We start from the raw sequence: 22,311 nt of genomic DNA on the forward strand, positions 1-22,311 counted from the left end.
ATAGATGAATGTTGTTCTATATGATTACAAAATCAAAATCAATAATAAAATGATGATGATGATAGCACCAACTGAAAGATAAACACCACCAGAAACTGCACGTGCCTGACCTTTTAATTCTTTCAATTCGCTACGAAGTGCTTTACGTTCAGCTCTTGTTAAATTAGATTTATCCATGTCTCTAATTTCTTCAACACGGGTTTTAATTTTCTCTAATTGTAAAGCTTGTTCTGCCGTTAATTCAGTAGGGTTTTTTGCTCTTTTATCTGCGGCTTGAGCAGAATTAAAACTAATTGCCAAAGAAAAAACAAGGGCTAAGGTGTAAATGAATTTTTTCATAATTTATAAGTTTTTTAATGTTACAATGATACATAAACAAAAAACCTACCAAAATGTGTTGGTAGGTTATCAAAAAATAATAAAAAAAATTAAAAATCTTATTTTATTTCAAAAACTGCATTAACTGTAAAGTTTAATTTAATCTTTTTAAAGTCAATCTCCGGTGCACCACTTGCATCAGCCATTTCAGTTTTCATCATATAATTTCTGTAAACTGGTTGCATAACATTATCGCCACCATCTTGTATATCAATTACTGCACCTAATTTATCGCCAAGCGCCGCAACCATATAAGCTGCTTTTTCTCTTGCCGCTAAAAGCGCTTTAATTTTAAGGTCTTTTTTTAAGCTTTCAATTTTCGAATAATCATAGCTCTCTATGTTGGTGCTTGCAATACCTTTCGCATCTATAGCTTCAATAATCGAATTAAATTTATTTAAATCGCTAACTTTTAAACGGTATTGTTTGCTGGCTAAAAAATCAGGATTTTTCTTTTTTTCTGTTGCATAATTCCAACTGCTTAAATCACTTACCATTAAATTTTCTTTTGCAATTCCGGCTTTTTGTACCGCTGCATAAAGTTGTTTTTCCAATTCAGTAATTTCAACTTTTTTCTTTCCGTTTAAATATTCTTTTAGCGAAATACCAATGTAAATAATATCTGGAGTTACTTCTGTTTCTGCCGAACCGCTAACATTAATTTTTCTTCTTAAATCTGCTTGCTGCGCTTTAACTGTTGATAAACCTATCAATGTAACTAATGCAATTGCTATTAACTTTTTCATAATTCTGTTTTTTCTTTGTGTGTACTGTAATGATGTAAGCGCATAGCAAATTCCACACCGAGATTTAAATTTTTTTTTTGATTTTGGAAATGTACGGTTCTTTCTTTCATGGCAAATGTAGCCCTGCTATCGTTTCAAGCCGCACCCGAAAAAAATCGGGATGCGGGCTTTTACTCCTATCAGGTTTATTTACAGCAGATTGTATAGCTATGTAAAGCAATTTAACAAAAAGGTAAGTTACAGACCGTAGAGACATTATTATTTGTGCATTTTTTATTTGCAAATGAACTACAGTTTTTGAAAAATAAACCAGACAGAGCTAAATAGCCCGGAATGAAAGCGCAGCGAAATGAGGACTATAAGCGATGGCGGGACTGAAATAGCCAAAGCCAACAGGAACCTGCTTTTTTAAAATTTTAAAAAAAAGTTTTGATATCTCTTTAAAAGAAAAAAATGCGCCAGGTTTTATGCTTAAATAGACGGAATTATATATGTTTATAAAACCTTGCGCAGCAGAATTTTCTGCAGGTTGGAGATGGATTTACAATCTTAAAAATGTAAATCGAAAATTAAATTAAACTTTAGAAACTCTAACCGCAGTTGGACCTTTTTGACCCATTTCTACTTCAAAAGTAACTTTATCGCCCTCTTTAATTTGAGTTGTTAAACCATTAACGTGAACAAAAATACTGTCTTGAGTTTCTGTATTTTTGATGAAACCATAACCTTTACTATCGTTAAAGAATGTTACCGTACCTTTTTTAATCGGATTTTCATCAATAATATCTTCTTGTCTTGAAATACCAATCTGAATATCTTCAGTATTAATAACTTTCATTTTTTTAGGATCTGGTGGCGTAGAAGAAATGTTTCCATTTTCATCAACATAAGCCATCATATCTTCGAGCGCTAAACCTTTTTTTGCATTAGCCTGACGCTCTTCTTTTTTCTCTTGTTTGTCTTTTTGTTTTTTTAGTCGTTTTTTTTCGTTCTCTTTTTTACTATAAGTTGCCTGAGATTTAGCCATATTTTATTAATTATTTTGTTGTTAGAAAGGTGAGTGGAATGTAGAATTATACAAATATAGCATTACTTAAGCAGAAAAACTATTGTACAGGTACAGGGTTTTGTAATTATTGGGCAGATGACCACTCCGTTTTAGTAATTTCGTAAACGAAATTCCATTTTTTTGGTTCGCCATAATAAGCAACCTCTATTTCGCTAACTTTTTTAGCGCCAAGTTTCTCTGTAGCCTTCTGCGAACGGAAATTGGTTGCTCCAATATGTAAAATTATTTTATCTACAAATTTAAAGGCATGGTTAAACATTAAGGTTTTTAAAGCTCGATTGTGCTTTTTACCCCAAAAATCTCTACCAATGAAGGTATAACCAACCGCAACCGATTTATTGATTTCATCTAATTCATAAAACCTCGAACTGCCAACAACTTTGCCGCTTTGCTTTTCGTAAACGATAAAAGCACCACCAGATTCCATGGCGCCTTTAAAAAAGTTTTCAAAAACCGGGCGTTGGTAGCGGTTTTGATTCGGATGCTGCTCCCAAAGTAATGGGTCGTTTGCTACTTCGTAAAGTTTTTCAAAATCTGTGGCCCGCAAAGGCACAACGCTTAACAAGTCATCTTCTAAAATAGGTTGTAACTCAAAGTTCATAATTTAAGGAAATTAAAAACGGCTGGTTTATTCGCCAGCCGTTTAATATTTATAAGAGAAATTGTTTTAGATTTTTAATCTACTAAACCTTCAATTTTAACAACTTCGTTGGCATCTTTTTGATAATCAACTTTATCAACTTCAAAACCGAATAAGCTTAAGAAATCAGAACGGTAACCAGGTAAATCGCCAATTGCAGGTAAAGTTTCTGTTGTTGCTTCTTCCCAAAGTTTTGCAACTTTAGCCTGAACATCCTCACGCATTTCCCAATCATCAATTCTAATTCTTCCTTTTTCATCTACAGGAACTTCGCCACCTTTATACAATCTATCGGCAAATAAACGCTGAATTTGCTCAATGGTACCTTCATGTATGCCTTCCTCTTTCATTATTTTGTATAATAATGAAATGTAAAGTGGTATAACCGGAATAGCAGAACTTGCTTGCGTAACTAAAGCTTTGTTAACAGAAACGTATGCTTTTCCGTTAAGGTCTTTAAGTTTATCGCTGATTGTAAAAGCAGTTGCTTCTAAATCATCTTTAGCACGTCCAATGGTTCCTTTACGGTAAACTGGTTCGGTTAAAGCCGGGCCAATGTAAGAATAAGCCACTGTTGTTGCGCCTTCAGCCAATAGATTTTCTGCTTTTAAAGCATCAATCCACATGGCCCAATCTTCGCCACCCATAACGGCAACAGTATTTTCAATATCCTCATCAGTAGCAGGCTCGATAGAAATCTCGGTTACATTGCCTGTATGAAAGTCAACTGTTTTGTTTGTATATGTGCCACCGATTGGTTTTAACGTAGAACGATGCAGAACATCGGTGTTAGGGTTTTTTCTAACTGGCGAAGCCAAACTATAAATCACTAAATCTATCTGACCTAAATCAGCTTTGATTAAATCGATGGTTTTTTGCTTAATCTCATTTGAGAAAGCATCGCCATTAATACTTTTAGCATATAAACCAGCTGCATGCGCTTCTTTTTCGAAGGCTGCACTATTGTACCAACCTGGCGAAGCCGTTTTACCTTCAGATGGAGCTTTTTCGAAGAATACGCCAATTGTTGCTGCATTTGAGCCATAAGCCGCAGTAATTCTTGATGCTAAACCAAATCCGGTTGATGCACCGATTACCAAAACTTTGTTAGGACCGTTTACTTCGCCTTTTGATTTAACATATTCAATTTGGTTCTTTACGTTTTGTGCGCATCCATCTGGGTGAGCAGTTAAACAGATAAAGCCCCTCATTCTTGGTTCAATAATCATTGTTTTTTGATTTTATGTTTTTGTATTATTTTTCGGAAAATGATTACAATTGCCGAAATCTTTAACGAAGATAAATTTTTAATCGCTTAACGCTAAATGAAATTTAAATAAACCTAAATCTGTAAGCGATAAAATCTTGCTCCAATATTAAATTAAAGTTAAGTTTAGCGCTTAATATAAATTTTCTAATTTAGCGCAACACAGATAAAACCGTATACCTTTTATGAAAAAGCCACTATTGCTTGCCATAGTTTTGCTAATGGTTGTTGGCAAGCTTTCTGCCCAAACGCAAAACCAAAATACCGGTTGGTTCATGTTTGTAAACAATACAAAGTTTAATGAAAAATGGGGTTTGCAATTTGATTTTCAAGTTCGCTCTGCAGATAAATGGGATCATGTTAGAAACACGCTTGTTAGACCAGCGCTACAATATTTCATCAACAAAAACAGTAATGTTGCCTTAGGTTATTTATGGCAAACTACACAGATGTTTCCGGCAGGTAGCGATGCCGCAGTTTCATTAAATGAACACCGTATATTTGAGCAATACATTTACAATCACAAAATTAAATCTGTTTTTGCAAGCCATCGTGTAAGGTTGGAGCAGCGGTTTATTGGTAGAACTGGCAACGAAGAATTGTTTTCGCAACGCTTTAGATACTTTTTCAGGTTAATTCAGCCTCTGCAAAAAACAGAAGAAACTTTTACAAAAGGTGCGTTTGTGGCGTTGCAGAATGAGGTTTTCTTAAACCTTCAAAATAAGGATGAATTAAATGGGTACGTATTTGACCAAAACAGAACCTATTTAGCACTGGGCTACCGTTTCTCCAAAAAGTTTGATATTGAAGCGGGTTACATGAACCAGGCTTCAAAAGGTAGAATCAATAATACAGTAAATAACATTGTTCAACTGGCTTTATACACCAAGTTCTAATCTGATTTTAATGATTTAAAGTCATATTTTATATCCGAACTGTTACAATATGTTAAATCACTTGTAATATTTCGAGGTTTTTGCTCAATTTGCCGAGTGAAAAAGTTCTCCGTATTATTTTTAGCGCTCTTGTTTGGTAAGCGTATGCAGGCACAAGAGCTAAGGCCTTCATCTGTTAGCAATACACCAATTTCAAAAAGCCTGTTTAATCCGGAGCACAGAAGGAATTTTTCTCGCAAGGGCGATTTTTATTTTCATTGGGGCTACAACAGTTCCTGGTATGGCAAAAGCGATATCCGTTTTGAAGGGCCAAATTACGATTTTACGCTTAGCGATGTAACCGCCCGAGATAGGCAATCGAAATTAAGTTGGAGTTATTTAAATCCCAGTTTGATAACTGTTCCTCAATATAACATTAGAGCAGGGTATTTCATTAAAGATAATTACAGTATTTCCATTGGTTGGGACCACATGAAATACGTGGTTGATATTCCTCAAACGGTTGCCATAAATGGGTATATTGGTTCGAATATTTCGCATGATAATGCACCAACAGGTAGTTTGGCAGGTACTTATAATGGGCAAATTATAAACGTTAAAGAAAGTATGTTAACCTACGAACATACTGATGGCTTTAATTATGCAAATATAGAAGTAGAACGCTATGATGATATTTGGGTTGCCCCGAGTGGAAATACTTCTTTAACATTAGAAACCGGTTTAGGTGGCGGTTTATTGGTTCCACGTTCTGATGTTCGTTTATTCGGGCAAGGCCGAAATAACCACTTTAGCATTTCTGGCTACGGTGTTTCTGCAAAAATTGGATTAAAGTTTTACGTTTGGAAACACATTTATCTGCAGAACACAACGAAAGTTGGCGCTACAAATTTAACCAATGTACATACCACAGGGTGGGATGAATTAGATAAAGCAAGCCAAAAAATTAATTACCTGGAAAATATGTGGGTAATTGGTTTTCAGTTTTAAGCATTTTTTTTTTGTAAAAAAAACGCCCTGTTGTTTAATCAGAGCGTTTTGATATAATTTATAACTGGTTATATTTTTCTAACTCGGCCAGAACCTACAATGGTTTTATCTACGTGTGCATTACCCGAATAATTTACACTCCCCGAACCGCTAATTACGGCTCTAATGTTTTCTTCGGCATTAATATTAACTGTACCAGAACCACTAATTGTTGAAGTTAAATCATTTACAGAGAAGCTTTTGCCAGCGAAGCTACCAGAGCTGCTGATTACAATTTTAGCTCTGTCAGAACTTCCGGTAATATTCAAAGAGCCTGAGCCACTAATTACACCGTTATAATTATCTACATCGGCATTAGCTTTAATGCTACCAGAACCGCTCAAAGTTGTCGTTAATTCATTCGTAGAGATTTTTCCCTTAACTTCTAAACTTCCAGAACCGCTCATGGTTAAGCTCTTGATAGATTTTGCAGTAATATAAGCTGTAATTTTTTTATCCTCATATTTTTTAGACCAGCTTGTTACACTATTCTCTGGACGAATAATTAGAATATTGCCTTTAACTTCGGTAATGATGGTTGTAATGGCTTCAGCATCACCTTCAAAACGGCAGCTTTCTGTATTGCCTAAAGTTATAATCACATTTATTGGTCCGGCGGATGCAATTCCGCTAAAGTTTCTTACATCCCTATCATCAGATTTTTTAGATGTTGAAATGGTGATTTCAGTTTTTGCGAATGTGTTTAAACTAGTTGCTGTTATTAAGGCAGCAAATGCAAGGGCGAATATTTTTTTCATAATTGAGGTTTAAGTTTTTTATTCCATCGATTTAATGGATTTTCTTAATAAGACGATCCTTTTTGCTAAAAGTTGCACCAGCTTAAATCTTTTTGTTTATCTGGCTGATAAATTATTTATCCTTTTTTTGTTTTGATGTAAAAAAGCGGATCGTTTTTAAAATTATCAGCATTTACGCTACTATCAACTTTTATGGTTTTCCAATCGTTTGATGGCTTAATTAAAGTATAAATTCCATTTTTTAAAGTTACCCTAACAGGCATGTCAAATCCTTTAACATCTGTTATCCAACGGTAAGAAAGTACATTGTTGTTAATTTTATATTCTAAAACCGGAATATTAGTGTGGCGTAGGTATTGGTCAAAAATCTTTGCCAGCTTCAATCCACTTTGTTTAGAGATGTAATTTTCAATTTCAGCCGTTGTAACCGTTTTGTGGTAAAAAGTTTTATTCAATCCACGCAAAATTTGCCTGAATTTTTCATCGTTATTTATCAACTGGCGGATGGTGTGAATTAAATTTGCACCTTTTGGGTACATATCTCCAGAACCTTCTTTGTTAACACCATAAGAGCCAATAACCGGAACATCATTTTTGATTATTTTTTGTAAACCGATGGCATATTCATTTGCTGCGGTTTTATTTTCTGTACATTCTGTAAATAAAACCTCCGAATAATTTGTAAAACCCTCGTGTACCCACATATCAGCTATATCTTTTGAGGTAATGTTATTCCCAAACCATTCGTGTCCGCTTTCGTGGATGGTGATGAAATCCCACTTTAGTCCATGTCCGGTGCCGCTTAAATCTCTGCCTAAGTATCCTTTTTCAAATTGATTGCCGTAGGCAACTGCGCTTTGATGTTCCATACCTAAGTGCGGCGCCTGTACAAGTTTATAGCCGTCTTTATACCAGGGATAAGGTCCGAACCAATTCTCAAAGCATTTTAGCATTGGTTTTACATCTGCATCCCAATGTGGACGGGCTTTGGCGCTATCGGTTTTTAAAGCCCAGTAATCGATACTTAACTTTCCGTTTTCACCGTCAAAACTGTCCGTCCAATGTGAGTATTTGCCAATGTAAAAACTTACATCGTAGTTGTTAATTGGATTGCTTACCAGCCAATTGTATTGCTTGTAGCCATCTGGTTTATCTACGGTGTTTAATAATCTTCCGTTAGAAATTTCTTGTAAATCTTTTGGAACGCTGATGCTGATTTTCATGCTGTCCACTTCATCGCTTTGGTGATCTTTGTTGGGCCACCAAACACTTGCACCTAAGCCCTGGCAAGCTACAGATACAAATGGATTGCCGTCAGCATCTTTTTTAAAAATGAAGCCTCCATCCCAAGGAGCCTTTTTTGCTACACGAGGATTGCCTGAATAAAACACGGTAAATTTTTCTTTGCTGCCTTTTTTAATCGCCTTAGGAAAAGTTATAAATACAGCATTATATTCTCGTGTAAAACTCAGGTCTGTTCCGTTAAAAGCTACCCGCTCAACTTTTAAATTCGAGAATAAATCAAATTGAAGTTTAGTAAAATCCTGCGTAGCAGTAAATGCAAATTCATTACTACCCGAAACGGATTTTTGGTCGATATCTATTTTAACATCCAAATGGTAAAAATTAATATCATAACAAGTTCTAAGCGGTGTTAATGTGCCGCGTAAACTATCTGCTCTAGAATTTTCCTGGTTTTTGCCAAGCATTTGTGCTTTTACGCTGGATAGGCATAAAGCGAAGGCAATTATTGTGATTATTTTTTTCATTATGTTTATTCTACATCATGACGAGGCACGAAGCAATTTCGCAAACAAATTAAAACCCATTAAGATTGGATTGCTTCGTGCCTTGCAATGACGACCGTTTTAGTGATTAATTTGTACCTATATTCTATTTCAAAACCGATACCGAAATGTACGAGCTATTAGAAGTATCGTGAAAAATTTTATGTGTGGCTTTCTGGAAATCAGAAGGCTCAGCCTCGTAAATGTTCATAAATTTTTGTGGGTTTCTATCTGCCAAGGGGAACCATGAATTCTGAATTTGTATCATAATTTTATGTCCTTTTTTAAAAGTGTGTGCCACATCTGGTAAGGCGTAATTAACCTTTGTAATTTGGCCGGGTACAAAGGCTTCAGGTTTTTCAAAGCTATTGCGATATTTTCCCCTCAAAATTTCACCTCTAACCAACATTTCATAACCGCCCATCATAATGTTTTTTGGGTTAGGGATTGGATTTGGTTCATTTTCAGGATAAACATCAATTAACTTTACTACATAATCAGCATCTGTTCCGGTTGTAGAAACAACAAGATTTGCTAAAACCGGACCGGTTAGAGTAATGTCCTCATTTAAAGCATCGGTTTGATATACTTTTACATCTGGCCTGCGAGCTGCAAAACGCTGGTCATCAATCATATATTCTCTTGTGCGTTTTGCTTGTATGCCATCCTGATAAGGAACCGGATTATTAGGGTCGCTTACATATTCGTCCCAACTATCGGTTCTGCCTACTTTTTCAAAAGCCAGTTTTCCATTAGGGTGTAAATAAAGGTTTTTCGTTTCAACCTCTTGCGGTGGCCAGCTTGTAAATTGCTTCCACTCATTGCTTCCGGTAACAAAAATATTAGCTTCAGCTGCTTTAAAGTCACCTTCTCCTTTTAAGTAATGTTTAAAGAAAGGCAGTTCAAATTGTTGCTGGTAATCAATGCTTGTCTTCTTTTCGAATTTAATATCGCCAAAAGAAGAGCCATCACTACGTACCCAACCACCATGAAACCAAGGGCCTGCAACCAAAATATTATTTGTATTTGGATTTTGCTTTTCGATGGCTTTGTAAGTTGCAAAGGTTCCGTATGCGTCTTCGGCATCAAAGAAACCACCTACAACCATAACTGCAGGTTTTACATTTTTTAAATGAGGCAGAATATACCTTGCTTTCCAAAATGTATCCAGATTTGGATGCTTTACCAAGTCATTCCAGAACTTAATGCTATCTGCAAAATATTTATCTTTTAAATTTTTAACCGATCCTGCTTCCAAATAAAAACGGTAATTATCCTGGATAGGAAACTGAAAACTTTTTGGGCCTTTATCTGGTGTGATTGGTTTTGGGCGAGGAACCCCAAAGCTGCTCATAAAGCTAAAAGCATCCATTACAAACAAAGTTCCGCCGTGATGAAAATCATCTCCAATAAACCAATCGGTTACTGGTGCTTGTGGTGAAACGGCTTTTAGTGCCGGGTGTGCATTGGGTAAGGAGGTTGTAGAATAAAAACCTGGATAAGAAATGCCATAAATACCTGCATTTCCATTGTTGTTTTTGATGTTTTTTACCAGCCAGTCAATCGTATCGTAAGTATCGGTACTTTCATCAATATCTTTCTTGCCCTTTTTTAATGTCTGCGGACGAATATCCTCAAAAGTACCCTCGCTCATCCATTTTCCTCTTACATCCTGATAAACGAAGATAAAGCCTTCACGCATCATTGCAGGAAAATTTCCTAAACTCAGTTTATATTTATCTTCACCATAAGGTGCTACTGTGTAAGGCGTTCTGTTTATTAAAAAGGGATATTTTTTGGTTTGATTTTTGGGTATGTAAATCGAAGTAAAAAGCTTAACCCCATCACGCATAGGTATTTGTCGCTCTATTTTTGTGTAGTTCGCAATAACATAAGCAGAATCGCTCTGTTGAGCCATTATGGAATTAGAAAGCAGCAAGCAAACGATAAAAGATAAAATTTTTGTAAGGTTCATTTAACAGTTGATTTTTTAGGAATAATTTTTAAATATAGAGATTAGCCGAATAATTTGGAAAAAGCCATGGTAAAAGGTTTGTTAAATGCCCGCTGCTAAACCGTCATTCCATTATCAGAATTTAGTTAAATTAATTTAAGTCATAATCTTTTGTAGATTTTCATCGTCATATAAATAATTGAATAAAACACCATAAAATGAAAAGGTTATTAAGTAAAGGATTGGTTGCTTTTGCTGTAGCAGCAATTGTTGCAACTTTTAGTGTAGAAAGTGCTTCGGCCCAACGGCCAAGTAGGGGCGGGAGTGCAGGCGGAGGAGGTTTTTCCGGTGGAGGCCGTTCCGGTAGTGTAAGTCCATCAAGAGGTGGTGGCTTTTCCCGTCAACCATCTATGCAAGCGCCATCAAATAATAGAATTTCTCAGGCTCCAAATCGTGGTAATTATAGCTATGGTGGCAGGCCAGAGCGACCAGGTTATCGTTTAAACAATGGTTACAGAAATGGGTATAATTATCGCCCGGGCTATCGTTTTAGCCCCGGTTACCGCTTTTACGGTCGCCCAAATTATGGATATTACAATTTTTACAGGCCCTTCATCGGTTTCCGTTTAAATGTATTACCATTTGGTTATTACCCGTTTTTTTATGGTCAAAACCAATATTATTATTCTGGCGGATTATTTTATCGTCAATATGAAAATAATTATCAGGTAGTTACGCCACCAGTTGGTGCCGAAGTTCCAAACTTGCCTGAGGATGCTAATTTGGTAACGATTGATGGTGTTGATTATTACGAATTGAAAGGCGTTTACTACACTCAAAGCACTAATAAAGATGGTAAAACTGTGTATGTTGTAGCCGGTAAAGATGGCGTTCTAAATACAACCGATGGGCCGGTGGTTACACATCAAATTGGAGATATCATCTCGGTTTTACCAGATGGATGCAGAGAAGTTATTATTAAAAATGATAAATATTTTGTTTCTCCTGATGATGTTTATTACGAAGAGGTTATTGATGGTAATAAAACCAGCTACCGTGTAATTGGGAAGTTGGATTAATTAATGATGACGGTTTATAAGCTGTATCAGAATTGATTTTTATAGTTAAATGAATAATATTTCGATTGACGTCATGCTCAGCTTGACTGGGCATCGTAATGCATATTATATTGTACATTGTTGTGCTTTAAGATTCCCGCCTTCGCGGGAATGACGAAACTTCTAAAATTACTTCTTTAAAATCTATCAATTTCTGTTTTTGATACAGCTTCTTTTTATTTAGCTAAAAACTATATTTTTGCTTCAAAACAAAATCTTTTGAGAATATTATCAGCTAAAATCTCCCTCCTTTATATTATTTTAATCGGGCTTTTAACTTCTTGCTCAACTAATCGTTACGCAACCGAAAAGAATAAAGAAACTTCTATTTCAGCGCTTAAGTTTTTAGATGATTATGCTTTACCTGTTGATGCGCAATTTAAAGGAACTGCAGTTGGTGGTTTATCGGGCATAGACTATGATGCAAAAAATAACCGTTATTTCTTCATTAGTGATGATCCAAGTCAATTCAGCCCTGCCCGGATTTACACAGGCAATATCAAAATCCAGAATAATAAAATTGATACTGTAGAAATAAATGGAATTATTCCCATTCATCAGGAAGATGGGCAAGAATATCCAAAATATGGAACGGTAAAAAATCTTAAAGCAGATGGCGAATCGGTTCGTTTTAATCCTATTAATAATCAATTGATTTGGAGCAACGAAGGCGAAAGGTTATTTAAAAATGGAGACTCACTAATTATTCAGCCTGCTTTAACATTTATTTCTTCTGATGGAAAATTTTTAGATACCATTCCGTTGCCAAAAGGTTTTTATTTTACCAAAGGCGCAAATGGACCACGTAAAAATGCGCTTTTTGAAGGCTTAACTTTTGCCGATAATTACAAAACACTTTATGCAAGTTTAGAAGAACCATTGTATCAGGATGGGAAACCGGCTTCGTTTGGTTTTGGTGGCGCAATAACCCGAATTTTAAAGTTCGATACGAAAACAAAAAAGAATACGGCCCAATATGCTTACAATTTAGGCGAATTACCGATAGAGCCAACCGTTCAAAGTGATTGGAATGTGAATGGAATTTCCGAAATTCTGGCGGTAAATGACCATATTTTACTGGTAATGGAAAGGGCCTGGGCAAAAGGGCACGACGACCATACGTACATCAAGTTGTATCTGGTAGATTTGAATAGTGCAGAAAATGTGATAAAAAATGAATCGTTCGTAAAAAATCCACCCAAAATCTTAAAAAAGAAACTTCTATTTGATTTTGATACCATAGATAAACACATTGATAATTTTGAAGGTGTAACTTTTGGACCAAATTTACCGAACGGACATAAAACTTTAATTTTCTGCGTAGACAATAACTTTTCCAAAATTCAAACTCAGCAATTTTTCCTGTTTGAGGTGCTGCCTTAATGGCTATTGTTGCAGCTTAGTCTAATTATTTTTCCTCTCTTTTAAAATGCAGTATTCAGCTTTTTAATGTTATAGCTTTTGCTATTACTTGCCATGGGCAAACACATTATTGTAAACTTGCCGGTTTAGGCTAAAAACTCCATTCTCAAAACGCATAAGGCTTTGTGCTTGCGCCTTTTTTCCCTACCTTTGGGCAATCAAAATTTTAAAGAAATTATGCAATACGATGTCGTTGTTATCGGTTCAGGGCCGGGTGGTTATGTGGGTGCAATCCGTTGTGCTCAATTAGGTTTAAAAACTGCCGTTATTGAAAAATACAAAACTTTTGGAGGTACTTGCTTAAACGTAGGCTGTATCCCATCTAAAGCTTTGTTAGATTCTTCAGAGCATTACCATAACGCTGCTCATACTTTTACAACTCACGGTATCAACCTAAAAGATTTAAAAGTTGATATGAAACAAATGATCGCCCGTAAAGATGACGTTGTTTCTCAAAATACTGCTGGTATCACTTATTTATTCAAAAAAAATAAAATCGATACTTACGAAGGCTTAGGTTCTTTTGTTGATAAGAACACCGTTTTAATCACTAAAGAAGATGGTTCTACCGAAACCTTAACGGCTAAAAACGTAATTATTGCTACAGGTTCTAAACCTACAGCTTTACCGTTTTTACCAATCGATAAAAAACGCATCATTACTTCAACTGAAGCTTTAAACATCAAAGAGGTTCCAAAAACAATGGTTGTAATTGGTGGTGGGGTTATCGGTTTAGAGTTGGGTTCAGTTTATGCTCGTTTGGGCACTAAAGTTTCTGTTGTAGAGTTTTTACCATCTATCATTAGTACAATGGATGCGGGTTTAGGCAAAGAACTTCAACGTGTGTTAAAGAAATCTTTAGGCATGGAATTTTACATGGGACACAAAGTTACGGGCGCTACCACAAAAGGTAAAGTTGTTACAGTAACTGCCGAAACTCCAAAAGGCGAAAGCATTTCTTTAGAGGCAGATTATTGCATCGTTGCGGTTGGCCGTACTGCATATACAGAAGGTTTAGGTTTAGATAAAATCGGCATTACAATTGAAGAACGTGGCAAAAAAATCCCTGTAAATGAGCATTTAGAAACTTCAGTTAAAGGTGTTTATGCCATTGGCGATGTAATTACCGGTGCAATGTTGGCGCACAAGGCAGAAGATGAAGGAACTTATGTTGCAGAAACCATTGCCGGACAAAAACCTCACATTAATTACAACTTAATTCCGGGTGTTGTGTACACTTGGCCTGAGGTTGCTTCAGTTGGTTTAACAGAAGAACAGTTGAAAGAAAAAGGCACAAAATATAAAGCAGGTTCGTTCCCATTTAAAGCCAGCGGACGTGCAAAAGCGAGCATGGATACCGATGGTTTTATTAAAGTTTTAGCTGATGCTGCAACTGATGAAGTTTTAGGTGTACACATGATTGGTCCACGTGCTGCGGATATGATTGCTGAAGCAGTTATTGCAATGGAATTCCGTGCATCTGCCGAAGATATTGCCCGTACTTGCCATGCGCATCCAACTTATACAGAAGCATTAAAAGAAGCTGCCTTAGCTGCAACTGATAACAGAGCTATACATATTTAATAAAGTACTGATACGCCTTGGTTTGTGTTTTCGCAAGCCAAAAGTAATAGCCGATAAGAAATTATCGGCTTTTTTATTTTTGTTATTTAGAATTTAAACCACTCATTGCCCTCTGCTTTAGCAAATGGTTAAAAATATTCTGGGCATGCCCCAATCCCGAAGAAATATTGGGTAAGGGTTGGGCTCTCCGTTCCTATTCACGATAAATCTGGAGATTTCCACTGCTATCCCTTGTTCAAAACCCAAAGCCAAATTGTGCTTTTGCCTATCCTGTTTGTAATTTCATGCACTCTGCTTCAGCTTACGGTAAAAGTGTTTATCATTCCTTAACCAAAAGATAACATTGTAAGTCTATAAAACAGCAAGTTGCGAATTTATTTTTGCGGTTTAGATAAGTAAAATAAACCATGAACTGTAAAAAACTTTTTGTAGCCTTAATGCTGGCTGCAATGGCATTAACTGCCTGCAAAAAAACTTCAGACCCAATTGAAGAAAAAGAGCCAATTGTTGCCGAAGATATATCAAGCTTTAAAGAAACTGCCTCAATTGATTTAGGTGGAGAAACATCAGCAGAAATCTCTGCCTACGACCCATCTACCAAAAAACTATTTGTAGTAAGTAACGAAGGTGGTGCTAAAGTTGAAGTTGTAGACTTAACGAATTATCCAACGGTAGCTAAAACAAGAACTTTAACATTTGCCAGCAATGCCGGTATAAATAGTGTTGCTGTTAGCAATGGTTTATTGGCAATAGCTTTGGATGGTGCAGACAAGCAAGGTAATGGCGACATAGTGGTTTTAAAAACATCAGATTTATCAGAAATTAAAAAAATAACAGTTGGTGCAATGCCAGATATGGTTACATTTAGTCCGGATGGAAATTATATTTTATCTGCCAATGAAGGTGAGCCAAACGACGCTTACACAGTTGACCCGAATGGAAGCATTTCAATTATCAATATCAAAGATAACTACTCAGTTAAAACTTTAGATTTTTCTTCATTCGAATCGCAAAAGGCGGCTTTGGTGGCTGGTGGTTTCAGAATTTACGGACCAAAAGCAACGTTTGCTCAGGACATTGAACCCGAATATATTGCCATAAGTGCTGACTCTAAAAAAGCATACGTTACGCTACAGGAAAATAATGGAGTTGCAGAAGTTGATATTATATCCGGAACAATTACCAAGATTAATCCATTAGGTACAAGAGACATCAGCCTTGCTGAAAATGCTTTTGATGTAAGTGATTTAGATAATAAAATAGCACTGGGAACCTGGCCAATAAAGGCTTTTTATCTGCCAGATGCGATTTCATATTTTACTACAGAAGGAAACAACTATTTGGCTTTAGCGAATGAAGGTGATACCAGAGCCTGGAAAGGTTATGATGAGGAAGCAAGAGTGAAGAGTTTAAAGCTGGACCCGACAAAATTCCCAACCGCAGCAACGCTTCAGTTGGATGGGAATCTTGGCAGATTAACCGTTACAAAAGCTTATGGAGATACAGATGGTGATGGTGATTACGATGAGTTATATGCAACAGGTGGAAGAAGTATGAGTATAATAAATGCAAATACTGGTGCATTGATTGCAAATGTGGGTAAAGATTTAGAGCAACGTGTTATTGATGCAGGTAAATATGATGATACACGTTCTGATAATAAGGGTGTAGAAGTTGAAGGCGTAACTGTAGCACAGGTTAACGGCAAAACTTTAGCCTTTATTGGTTTGGAACGGGCAGATATGATTGCAGTTTATGATGTTACAACACCAACAGCACCAAAATTTGTACAATTATTTGCTTCTGGCGATGCACCCGAAGGTTTATTATTTGTTAAACCGAAAGATAGCCCGAATGGCAGGAGTTTATTAGTTGTAGCAAGTGAAGGCGATGGAACAGTAAAGTTTTTTCAGCCGAATAAAATATAAAATTTTCATAGTTAAACTAAAAACCCGCCGAGTAGCGGGTTTTTTAGTTTAATAATTATTTATAAATGTTAAAAACATCTTTCTATTACCGTTTGATTTAATGATCTTTGTCATCAAAATTACCCATCATTATTAATATCGAGTTTTGGAAGAGTTGAACTTAAATCAGGAAGTACATAATCAAACAGATAATAAACCTGTTCAGCAAAATACTCCAAATCGAATTCGCTTAGCAGTATCATTGTTTTATTTCGGACAGGGGATTGCTTTCGCTTCTTGGGCAAGCCGTATTCCTGATATTAAATACACTTTAAATTTATCAGATGGTGCTTTGGGTAGTATTTTATTGGCACTGCCGCTTGGTCAGCTGGTTACCATGCCAATTTCTGGCAGGTTAGTTACCAAATACGGAAGTAAAAAAATATTAACCATTAATGCACCGCTTTACGTTATTGCGCTGTCAAATTTGGGGCTTGCAACTGCACCATGGCATTTGGCGGTCTTCTTATTTCTATTTGGGGTAATTGGTAATATGTGCAATATTGCCGTTAATACACAAGGTTCAGAAGCAGAAAAATTATTCGGTCGCCCAATAATGACTTCATTTCACGGTGCCTGGAGTATTGCCGGCTTTACCGGAGCGTTGGTGGGCTTGTTGATGGTAAATTTACATATTGCGCCTTACCATCATTTTTGGATAATCACCATATTAATCTGGCTAAATATATTTTTAAATTATAAATATCTGGTTCCGGGTAAAGGCTCGAAAAGCGAGCGTAAGCCTAAATTATTTACCATGCCCGAAGGCTCACTATTGCAACTTGGAATTATAGGTTTTTGTAGTATGGCAACTGAAGGCGCTATGTTTGATTGGAGCGGCGTTTATTTTAAAGAAATTGTTAAGGCACCAACTTCGTTAGTGATTCTTGGCTATGCATCTTTTATGATTATGATGGCTACAGGACGTTTTGTTGGTGATAAAATTATCGAAAAACTTGGGCGAAAAAGAACAATACAAATCAGCGGGCTAATTATTTCTTCCGGGATGTTTTTATCGGTTTTTCTACCTTATGTTATCCCTGCAACTATTGGTTTTATGTTGGTTGGAATTGGCGTTTCAAGTATTGTTCCAACAGTTTATAGCGTTGCCGGGAAAAACGGAAAGGTTTCGCCGGGTATAGCAATTGCAATGGTTTCTAGCGTAAGTTATTTAGGTTTCTTGATGGGGCCACCATTAATTGGCTACATCTCGGCGCTTTCGAGTTTGCAATATTCTTATGCTGTAATTGGTATTTTCGGCTTATTGGTAAGTTTTATCGTAGGCAAAATCAGAGCGATGGTTTAATAGGCATTACTCTTTCTTCTTTATCATATTGTGTTCTTTTAAAGCGGCTATTGCGATTTCGATTAATCGCAGATTTTCCTCTATGTGGCCGTGTTGCACTTCAACATTTATGTACGGAATATTATTTAATTGGGCATAAACCGAAAGCGAGCCATCATTTTCTCCGTATTTAGATTGAAGGATAACATTTACGTTTGCCTTTTTCAAACTGTTAAACAATTTTAAATCGGTAACATAAAGTAAATCATCACCATCCATTTCTGCATTCAGATAAACTGAATCTGCGGTGCTTGATAAATCGTAACCCGGTAAATAAGATGAAATTCCGAAACCACCATCAGCATTATTGTGTAAGGTTAAAATATAACCGGTTTCTTTAGGATTATAAAAATCGAGGATTTTTTTACCAGCGTCGTTTAAAGCTTTTTCAACTTCGTTTGAACTAAAGGCATCTTTTTTTAATCTGGTATTTATGCCTCGTTCTGTATAGATGGCATTCGGATCTATACGATATTCATCATCCATGTAAATGAAATTATAATCTCTTACACCGCCGTATTGACTATCGATTAGTTCTCCGCCGTTCCACCTAATGTAATCAAATCCAGCTTTAACACCAGTATCTTCATTATCGTGCACCACCAAAAATTTAATTCCGTTCGGCTTGTAAGTATATTTTACCAGATCGATTTTTATGTCGTAAAGCTGAAACGATGAAGAATCCATTGTCATGGCTTCAAAAACTGGGGGATGTTGAGCGGAAACGAATATGGCGATATTTAATAGTATTGCGCTAAGGATGATTTTAAGCATAAGCTAATATACAAACTGAAATAATATTTTGTTTGGCGTTTGGCATTATTGCACTGCATTAGGTTATTAAACGGGATGCAAGCGATATCCTTTTAAAATTGCAAAAACGATGTCCGTCCAGGCAATTAGGGAAAGCATTTGTAACCAATTAAACGCCTGACTGCCGTAGGTAGAGATTTCTCGTTCCTCGGAATGACAGGTTTTTTAAAAGATTTAGCGTACAGCCCGACTATGCAAAGCAATGGAACACTAAAGTACCTTTCCAAAAAAAAGAGCTGCCCTTTGGGAAGGCAGCTCTGGGTGATTGTTAATCTGGATGTTTATTAGTGGTCTAAATCTGCATCGTATTCCAATACGTCTTTATGGTCGTATGGTTCTACAAGCAATTCATCAATAGTTTTTACTTTTTTGTTGAAACCGAATCTATCTAACATTCTGTCGAAAACCAGATAAACCACAGGTACAACAATTAAGGTTAAGAATAGCGAACTGGTTAAACCGCCAACGATAACCCAGGCTAAACCATTTTTCCATTCGGCACCGGCACCGCTTGCTAATGCAATTGGAAGCATACCAAAAATCATGGCGATGGTTGTCATCAAAATCGGACGTAAACGGGCGTGGTTAGCTAATATTAAGGCATCAATTGTTGATTTTCCTTCGGCTTTCATGTGGTTCGTAAAATCGACCAGGATAATCGCATTCTTCGCTACCAATCCCATCAACATAATAAAACCTAAAATGGTGAAAATACCTAATGAGTTGTTGGTTAAGGCTAAGGCCAATAAAGCACCAATTAAAGCCAATGGAAGCGAAAACATTACAACCAATGGATAGATAAAACTATCGTACAAGGCTACCATAATAAAGTAAACCAGGATGATTGAAGCCAATAATGCGATACCCAAAGTACCGAAACCTTCAGCCTGATTTTCTTCATCTCCAGCCCAAGTATAACTTACGCCAACTGGTGCTTTTAATTTACCATTTTCTTGTAACTCGATTAATTTAGCTTTAAAATCTGCTACGATTGTTCCTGTTGGGCGACCGATGGATTGTGCCTGAACAGATACTGATGTAGATTTATTTAAACGCTCTAACTGACTTGGGCCTGAACCTTCGGTAATGTTAGCAAATTGAGAGAGTTTAATTTGCGCACCTTTATCGTTTATAAAAATCAGGTTACGTACATCATCAATATCTTTTCTGTTAAAATCCTGATATTGAATATTGATATCGTATTCATACTCGCCTTTTCTATATTTACCATCTGTATTACCGGCAAAGGCTGTTTGCATGGTAGAACCAACTGTTGCAAGTGTTAAACCCACGGCCGACATTTTATCTCTATCAACCTGAACGTTAATTTCCGGTGTTCCTTTTTCTACAGAAAGTTTAATCTCAGTAGCACCCGGAATAGTTGCTAAAACACCTTTGGCACCTTCGGCATATTTTAAGGCACTATCTAAGTTTGAGCCCATTACCACTAAACTAATCGGTGCATTTTCTGCAATACCCAAAATACTGATTGGTACAGTTTTAACTTTCGCCCCAACCAATACTTTAGCTAAAGCACGACTCATCTTCGTAGCAAATACATCAGATGACATGCCTTCGCGTTCTTTACGCTCAACTAATTTTACGTTAATTTCCGATTTGTAAGCAGTTGCCTGTGTACCACCAAAGTCTCCACTGGCTTGACCAACAGTTGTAATTAACTGCGTAATTTCTGGCTGTTTATCTAAGTAAGCTTCTGCTTTTTGCGTGTAGAAGTTTGTTTGTTCTAAAGGTGCATCTTTTGGTAATTCAATTTGTACCAAAAATTCTCCTTTATCTGATTTAGGGAAAAACTCTGAACCAATAAAACCAGCACCTAATAAACCACATGAGCCTAAGAATAAAACAAAAACCATAATTAAGGTTAATGCTTTATGGCGTAACGACCAGTTTAGGATGTTTGTAATCCAAATTGTGAATTTTTTAAGTTGCTTTTCGAACCATAAAATGAAGCGGCCAAACATGTTTTTACCTTCAATATGTTCTAACTTACCATATCTAGAGAAAAGTAAAGGAACAATTGTGAATGAAGCCACCAATGATAGTAAAGTTGCTATGATTACAACCACACAAAACTGGCGCAAAATGTTCGAAACTAAACCAGAACTAATTGCGATAGGGAAGAACACAACTACAATTACCATGGTAATGGATACAACGGTAAAACCGATTTCTCTTGTCGCATCAGATGCCGCTCTAACCTTGTTTTTACCCATCTCCATGTGTCGCTGGATATTTTCCAATACCACAATTGCATCATCTACCAAAATACCCACCACAAGTGATAAACCAAGTAACGACATTAAGTTTAATGTATAACCAAAAAGGCTAATACCAATAAAGGTTGCAATTAACGATGCCGGAATGGAAACCATTACAATTAAGGCATTACGTAAACTGTGCAAGAAGAAAAGCATTACAAATGCTACCAATACAACGGCAAGCATTAAATCGTGAATTACAGCATCAGCAGATTCTAATGTAAAAATCGAACTATCGTTTACAATTTTGATATCAAGTTTATTGCCGGCATATTCTGTTTTAAGCTTAGCGATGATGGCATGTACACCCTCACTAACTTTTACCGCATTCGCATCACTTTGTTTAATAATTTGAATTGCAATTGATGATTGACGGTTGATACGAGCTAGTTTAACCGTTTCCTTTTTCGAATCCTGAACATCAGCAACATCGCCTAAACGAATCTGAGCGCCTTCTTTTGAAGTAGTGATAACTAAGTTTCTTAACTCATCAATACTTCTGTATTTACCAGATAAACGAATTAAAACGTCTTGATTAAGTGTTTTAACACTTCCGGTAGGGAAATCTAAATTTGAGCTTAAAATCATTTGCTGCACCTGAGGGACAGAAAGATTATAGCCTTGTAGTTTTGCTGCATCTAAAGAAACCTGAATTTCTCTTTCAGAACCACCAACTAAATTAACCTGTGCAATACCACTTACCCTCGAGATTACCGGGGCAATCCTTTGGTCGATTAAATCGTAAAAAGTAACATCATCCATATTAGCCGAAGCTGTCATGGTAATTACCGGTAAATCATCTAATGAAAACTTACTTAAAGACGGTGTTTTAACATCATCAGGTAAATTAGAAAGGATTGCATTTACTTTACGCTGTGCATCGTTTAAAGATATATCGATGTTTGCAGCATCAGTTAATGTAATGGTTACAACGGATAAACTTTCATAAGAAACTGCGTTAAGTTTCTTAATATTTTCCATTGATGATACGGCATCCTCAATTTTTTTGGTCACCGTGTTTTCAACCTCAGCCGGCGATGCACCAGGGTAAATGGTTGATATAGATACTACGTTGTTTGAGAATTTTGGAAGTAATTCATAACCCAACGAAAAGTAACTTAACAGCCCCAATAAAGTAAGTGCGGTGAACACCACAATTACCAGCGAGGGCCTTTTTATAGAAATGTCTGTTATCTTCATTTTGTTTTTTTAATGCCTTTTAGTAATACTTAAAGACTTATAACTTAAAACTTTCGACTTAA

At 36.3% G+C, this 22,311-nt stretch carries 17 protein-coding genes; 7 read left to right on the top strand and 10 right to left on the bottom strand.

Features of this window, described 5'->3' with window-relative positions:
• Positions 1–24: 24 nt before the first annotated feature.
• The 5 genes from LUA90_RS12765 to fabV all read right to left on the bottom strand — a co-directional run bounded on the left by LUA90_RS12765 (position 25) and on the right by fabV (position 4,062).
• Positions 25–339: a hypothetical protein gene (locus LUA90_RS12765; protein WP_231464432.1), complete on the bottom strand. Its 315-nt coding sequence runs from the start codon at positions 337–339 to the stop codon at positions 25–27.
• 98 nt (positions 340–437) lie between these two features.
• The gene (locus LUA90_RS12770) at positions 438–1,124 is read right to left on the bottom strand and encodes an SIMPL domain-containing protein (RefSeq protein WP_231464429.1); all 687 of its coding nucleotides are present in this window, start codon (positions 1,122–1,124) and stop codon (positions 438–440) included.
• A 574-nt stretch (positions 1,125–1,698) separates the two neighbouring features.
• Complete coding sequence (locus LUA90_RS12775; RefSeq protein WP_231464426.1) at positions 1,699–2,151, bottom strand: cold-shock protein; 453 nt, start codon at positions 2,149–2,151, stop codon at positions 1,699–1,701.
• A gap of 106 nt (positions 2,152–2,257) precedes the next feature.
• Positions 2,258–2,794, bottom strand: coding sequence for a GNAT family N-acetyltransferase (locus tag LUA90_RS12780; RefSeq protein WP_231464424.1), 537 nt, complete (start codon positions 2,792–2,794; stop codon positions 2,258–2,260).
• Between the two features lie 74 nt (positions 2,795–2,868).
• Complete coding sequence (gene fabV, locus LUA90_RS12785; RefSeq protein ID WP_231491201.1) at positions 2,869–4,062, bottom strand: enoyl-ACP reductase FabV; 1,194 nt, start codon at positions 4,060–4,062, stop codon at positions 2,869–2,871.
• Positions 4,063–4,285: 223 nt separating this feature from the next.
• Between fabV and LUA90_RS12790 the strand changes: the two genes are divergently transcribed.
• A complete protein-coding gene (locus LUA90_RS12790; RefSeq protein ID WP_231464419.1) occupies positions 4,286–4,996 on the top strand; it encodes a DUF2490 domain-containing protein in 711 nt (236 codons plus the stop codon).
• 96 nt (positions 4,997–5,092) lie between these two features.
• Complete coding sequence (locus tag LUA90_RS12795; protein ID WP_231464416.1) at positions 5,093–5,983, top strand: hypothetical protein; 891 nt, start codon at positions 5,093–5,095, stop codon at positions 5,981–5,983.
• A 68-nt stretch (positions 5,984–6,051) separates the two neighbouring features.
• Here LUA90_RS12795 and LUA90_RS12800 read toward each other — a convergent pair whose 3' ends face one another.
• The 3 genes from LUA90_RS12800 to LUA90_RS12810 all read right to left on the bottom strand — a co-directional run bounded on the left by LUA90_RS12800 (position 6,052) and on the right by LUA90_RS12810 (position 10,542).
• The gene (locus LUA90_RS12800; RefSeq protein WP_231464414.1) at positions 6,052–6,780 is read right to left on the bottom strand and encodes a head GIN domain-containing protein; all 729 of its coding nucleotides are present in this window, start codon (positions 6,778–6,780) and stop codon (positions 6,052–6,054) included.
• Positions 6,781–6,896: 116 nt separating this feature from the next.
• Positions 6,897–8,549, bottom strand: a complete 1,653-nt coding sequence (locus tag LUA90_RS12805; RefSeq protein ID WP_231464412.1) for a M1 family metallopeptidase — start codon at positions 8,547–8,549, stop codon at positions 6,897–6,899.
• Between the two features lie 124 nt (positions 8,550–8,673).
• Positions 8,674–10,542, bottom strand: a complete 1,869-nt coding sequence (locus LUA90_RS12810) for a CocE/NonD family hydrolase (protein ID WP_231464409.1) — start codon at positions 10,540–10,542, stop codon at positions 8,674–8,676.
• 197 nt (positions 10,543–10,739) lie between these two features.
• Here LUA90_RS12810 and LUA90_RS12815 point away from each other — a divergent pair, with 197 nt between their 5' ends.
• The 5 genes from LUA90_RS12815 (at position 10,740) to LUA90_RS12835 (ending at position 17,918) form a co-directional block, all read left to right on the top strand.
• Complete coding sequence (locus LUA90_RS12815) at positions 10,740–11,600, top strand: DUF6515 family protein (protein ID WP_231464407.1); 861 nt, start codon at positions 10,740–10,742, stop codon at positions 11,598–11,600.
• Positions 11,601–11,858: 258 nt separating this feature from the next.
• Entirely contained in the window at positions 11,859–13,022 is a 1,164-nt protein-coding gene (locus LUA90_RS12820; protein ID WP_231464406.1) for an esterase-like activity of phytase family protein, read from the top strand.
• 216 nt (positions 13,023–13,238) lie between these two features.
• Positions 13,239–14,645 carry a dihydrolipoyl dehydrogenase gene (gene lpdA, locus LUA90_RS12825; protein ID WP_231464404.1) on the top strand — a complete coding sequence of 469 codons (1,407 nt, stop codon included), beginning with the start codon at positions 13,239–13,241 and terminating at the stop codon, positions 14,643–14,645.
• 407 nt (positions 14,646–15,052) lie between these two features.
• Entirely contained in the window at positions 15,053–16,573 is a 1,521-nt protein-coding gene (locus LUA90_RS12830; RefSeq protein WP_231491202.1) for a choice-of-anchor I family protein, read from the top strand.
• 145 nt (positions 16,574–16,718) lie between these two features.
• Positions 16,719–17,918 (top strand): MFS transporter, encoded by a 1,200-nt coding sequence (locus LUA90_RS12835; protein WP_231464400.1) that lies wholly within the window; start codon positions 16,719–16,721, stop codon positions 17,916–17,918.
• A 6-nt stretch (positions 17,919–17,924) separates the two neighbouring features.
• Here LUA90_RS12835 and LUA90_RS12840 read toward each other — a convergent pair whose 3' ends face one another.
• Complete coding sequence (locus tag LUA90_RS12840; RefSeq protein WP_231464398.1) at positions 17,925–18,731, bottom strand: hypothetical protein; 807 nt, start codon at positions 18,729–18,731, stop codon at positions 17,925–17,927.
• 323 nt (positions 18,732–19,054) lie between these two features.
• A complete protein-coding gene (locus LUA90_RS12845) occupies positions 19,055–22,249 on the bottom strand; it encodes an efflux RND transporter permease subunit (protein WP_231464396.1) in 3,195 nt (1,064 codons plus the stop codon).
• Positions 22,250–22,311: the final 62 nt, after the last annotated feature.

The organism is Pedobacter sp. Leaf170, from assembly GCF_920984665.1.
GTDB lineage: Bacteria > Bacteroidota > Bacteroidia > Sphingobacteriales > Sphingobacteriaceae > Pedobacter.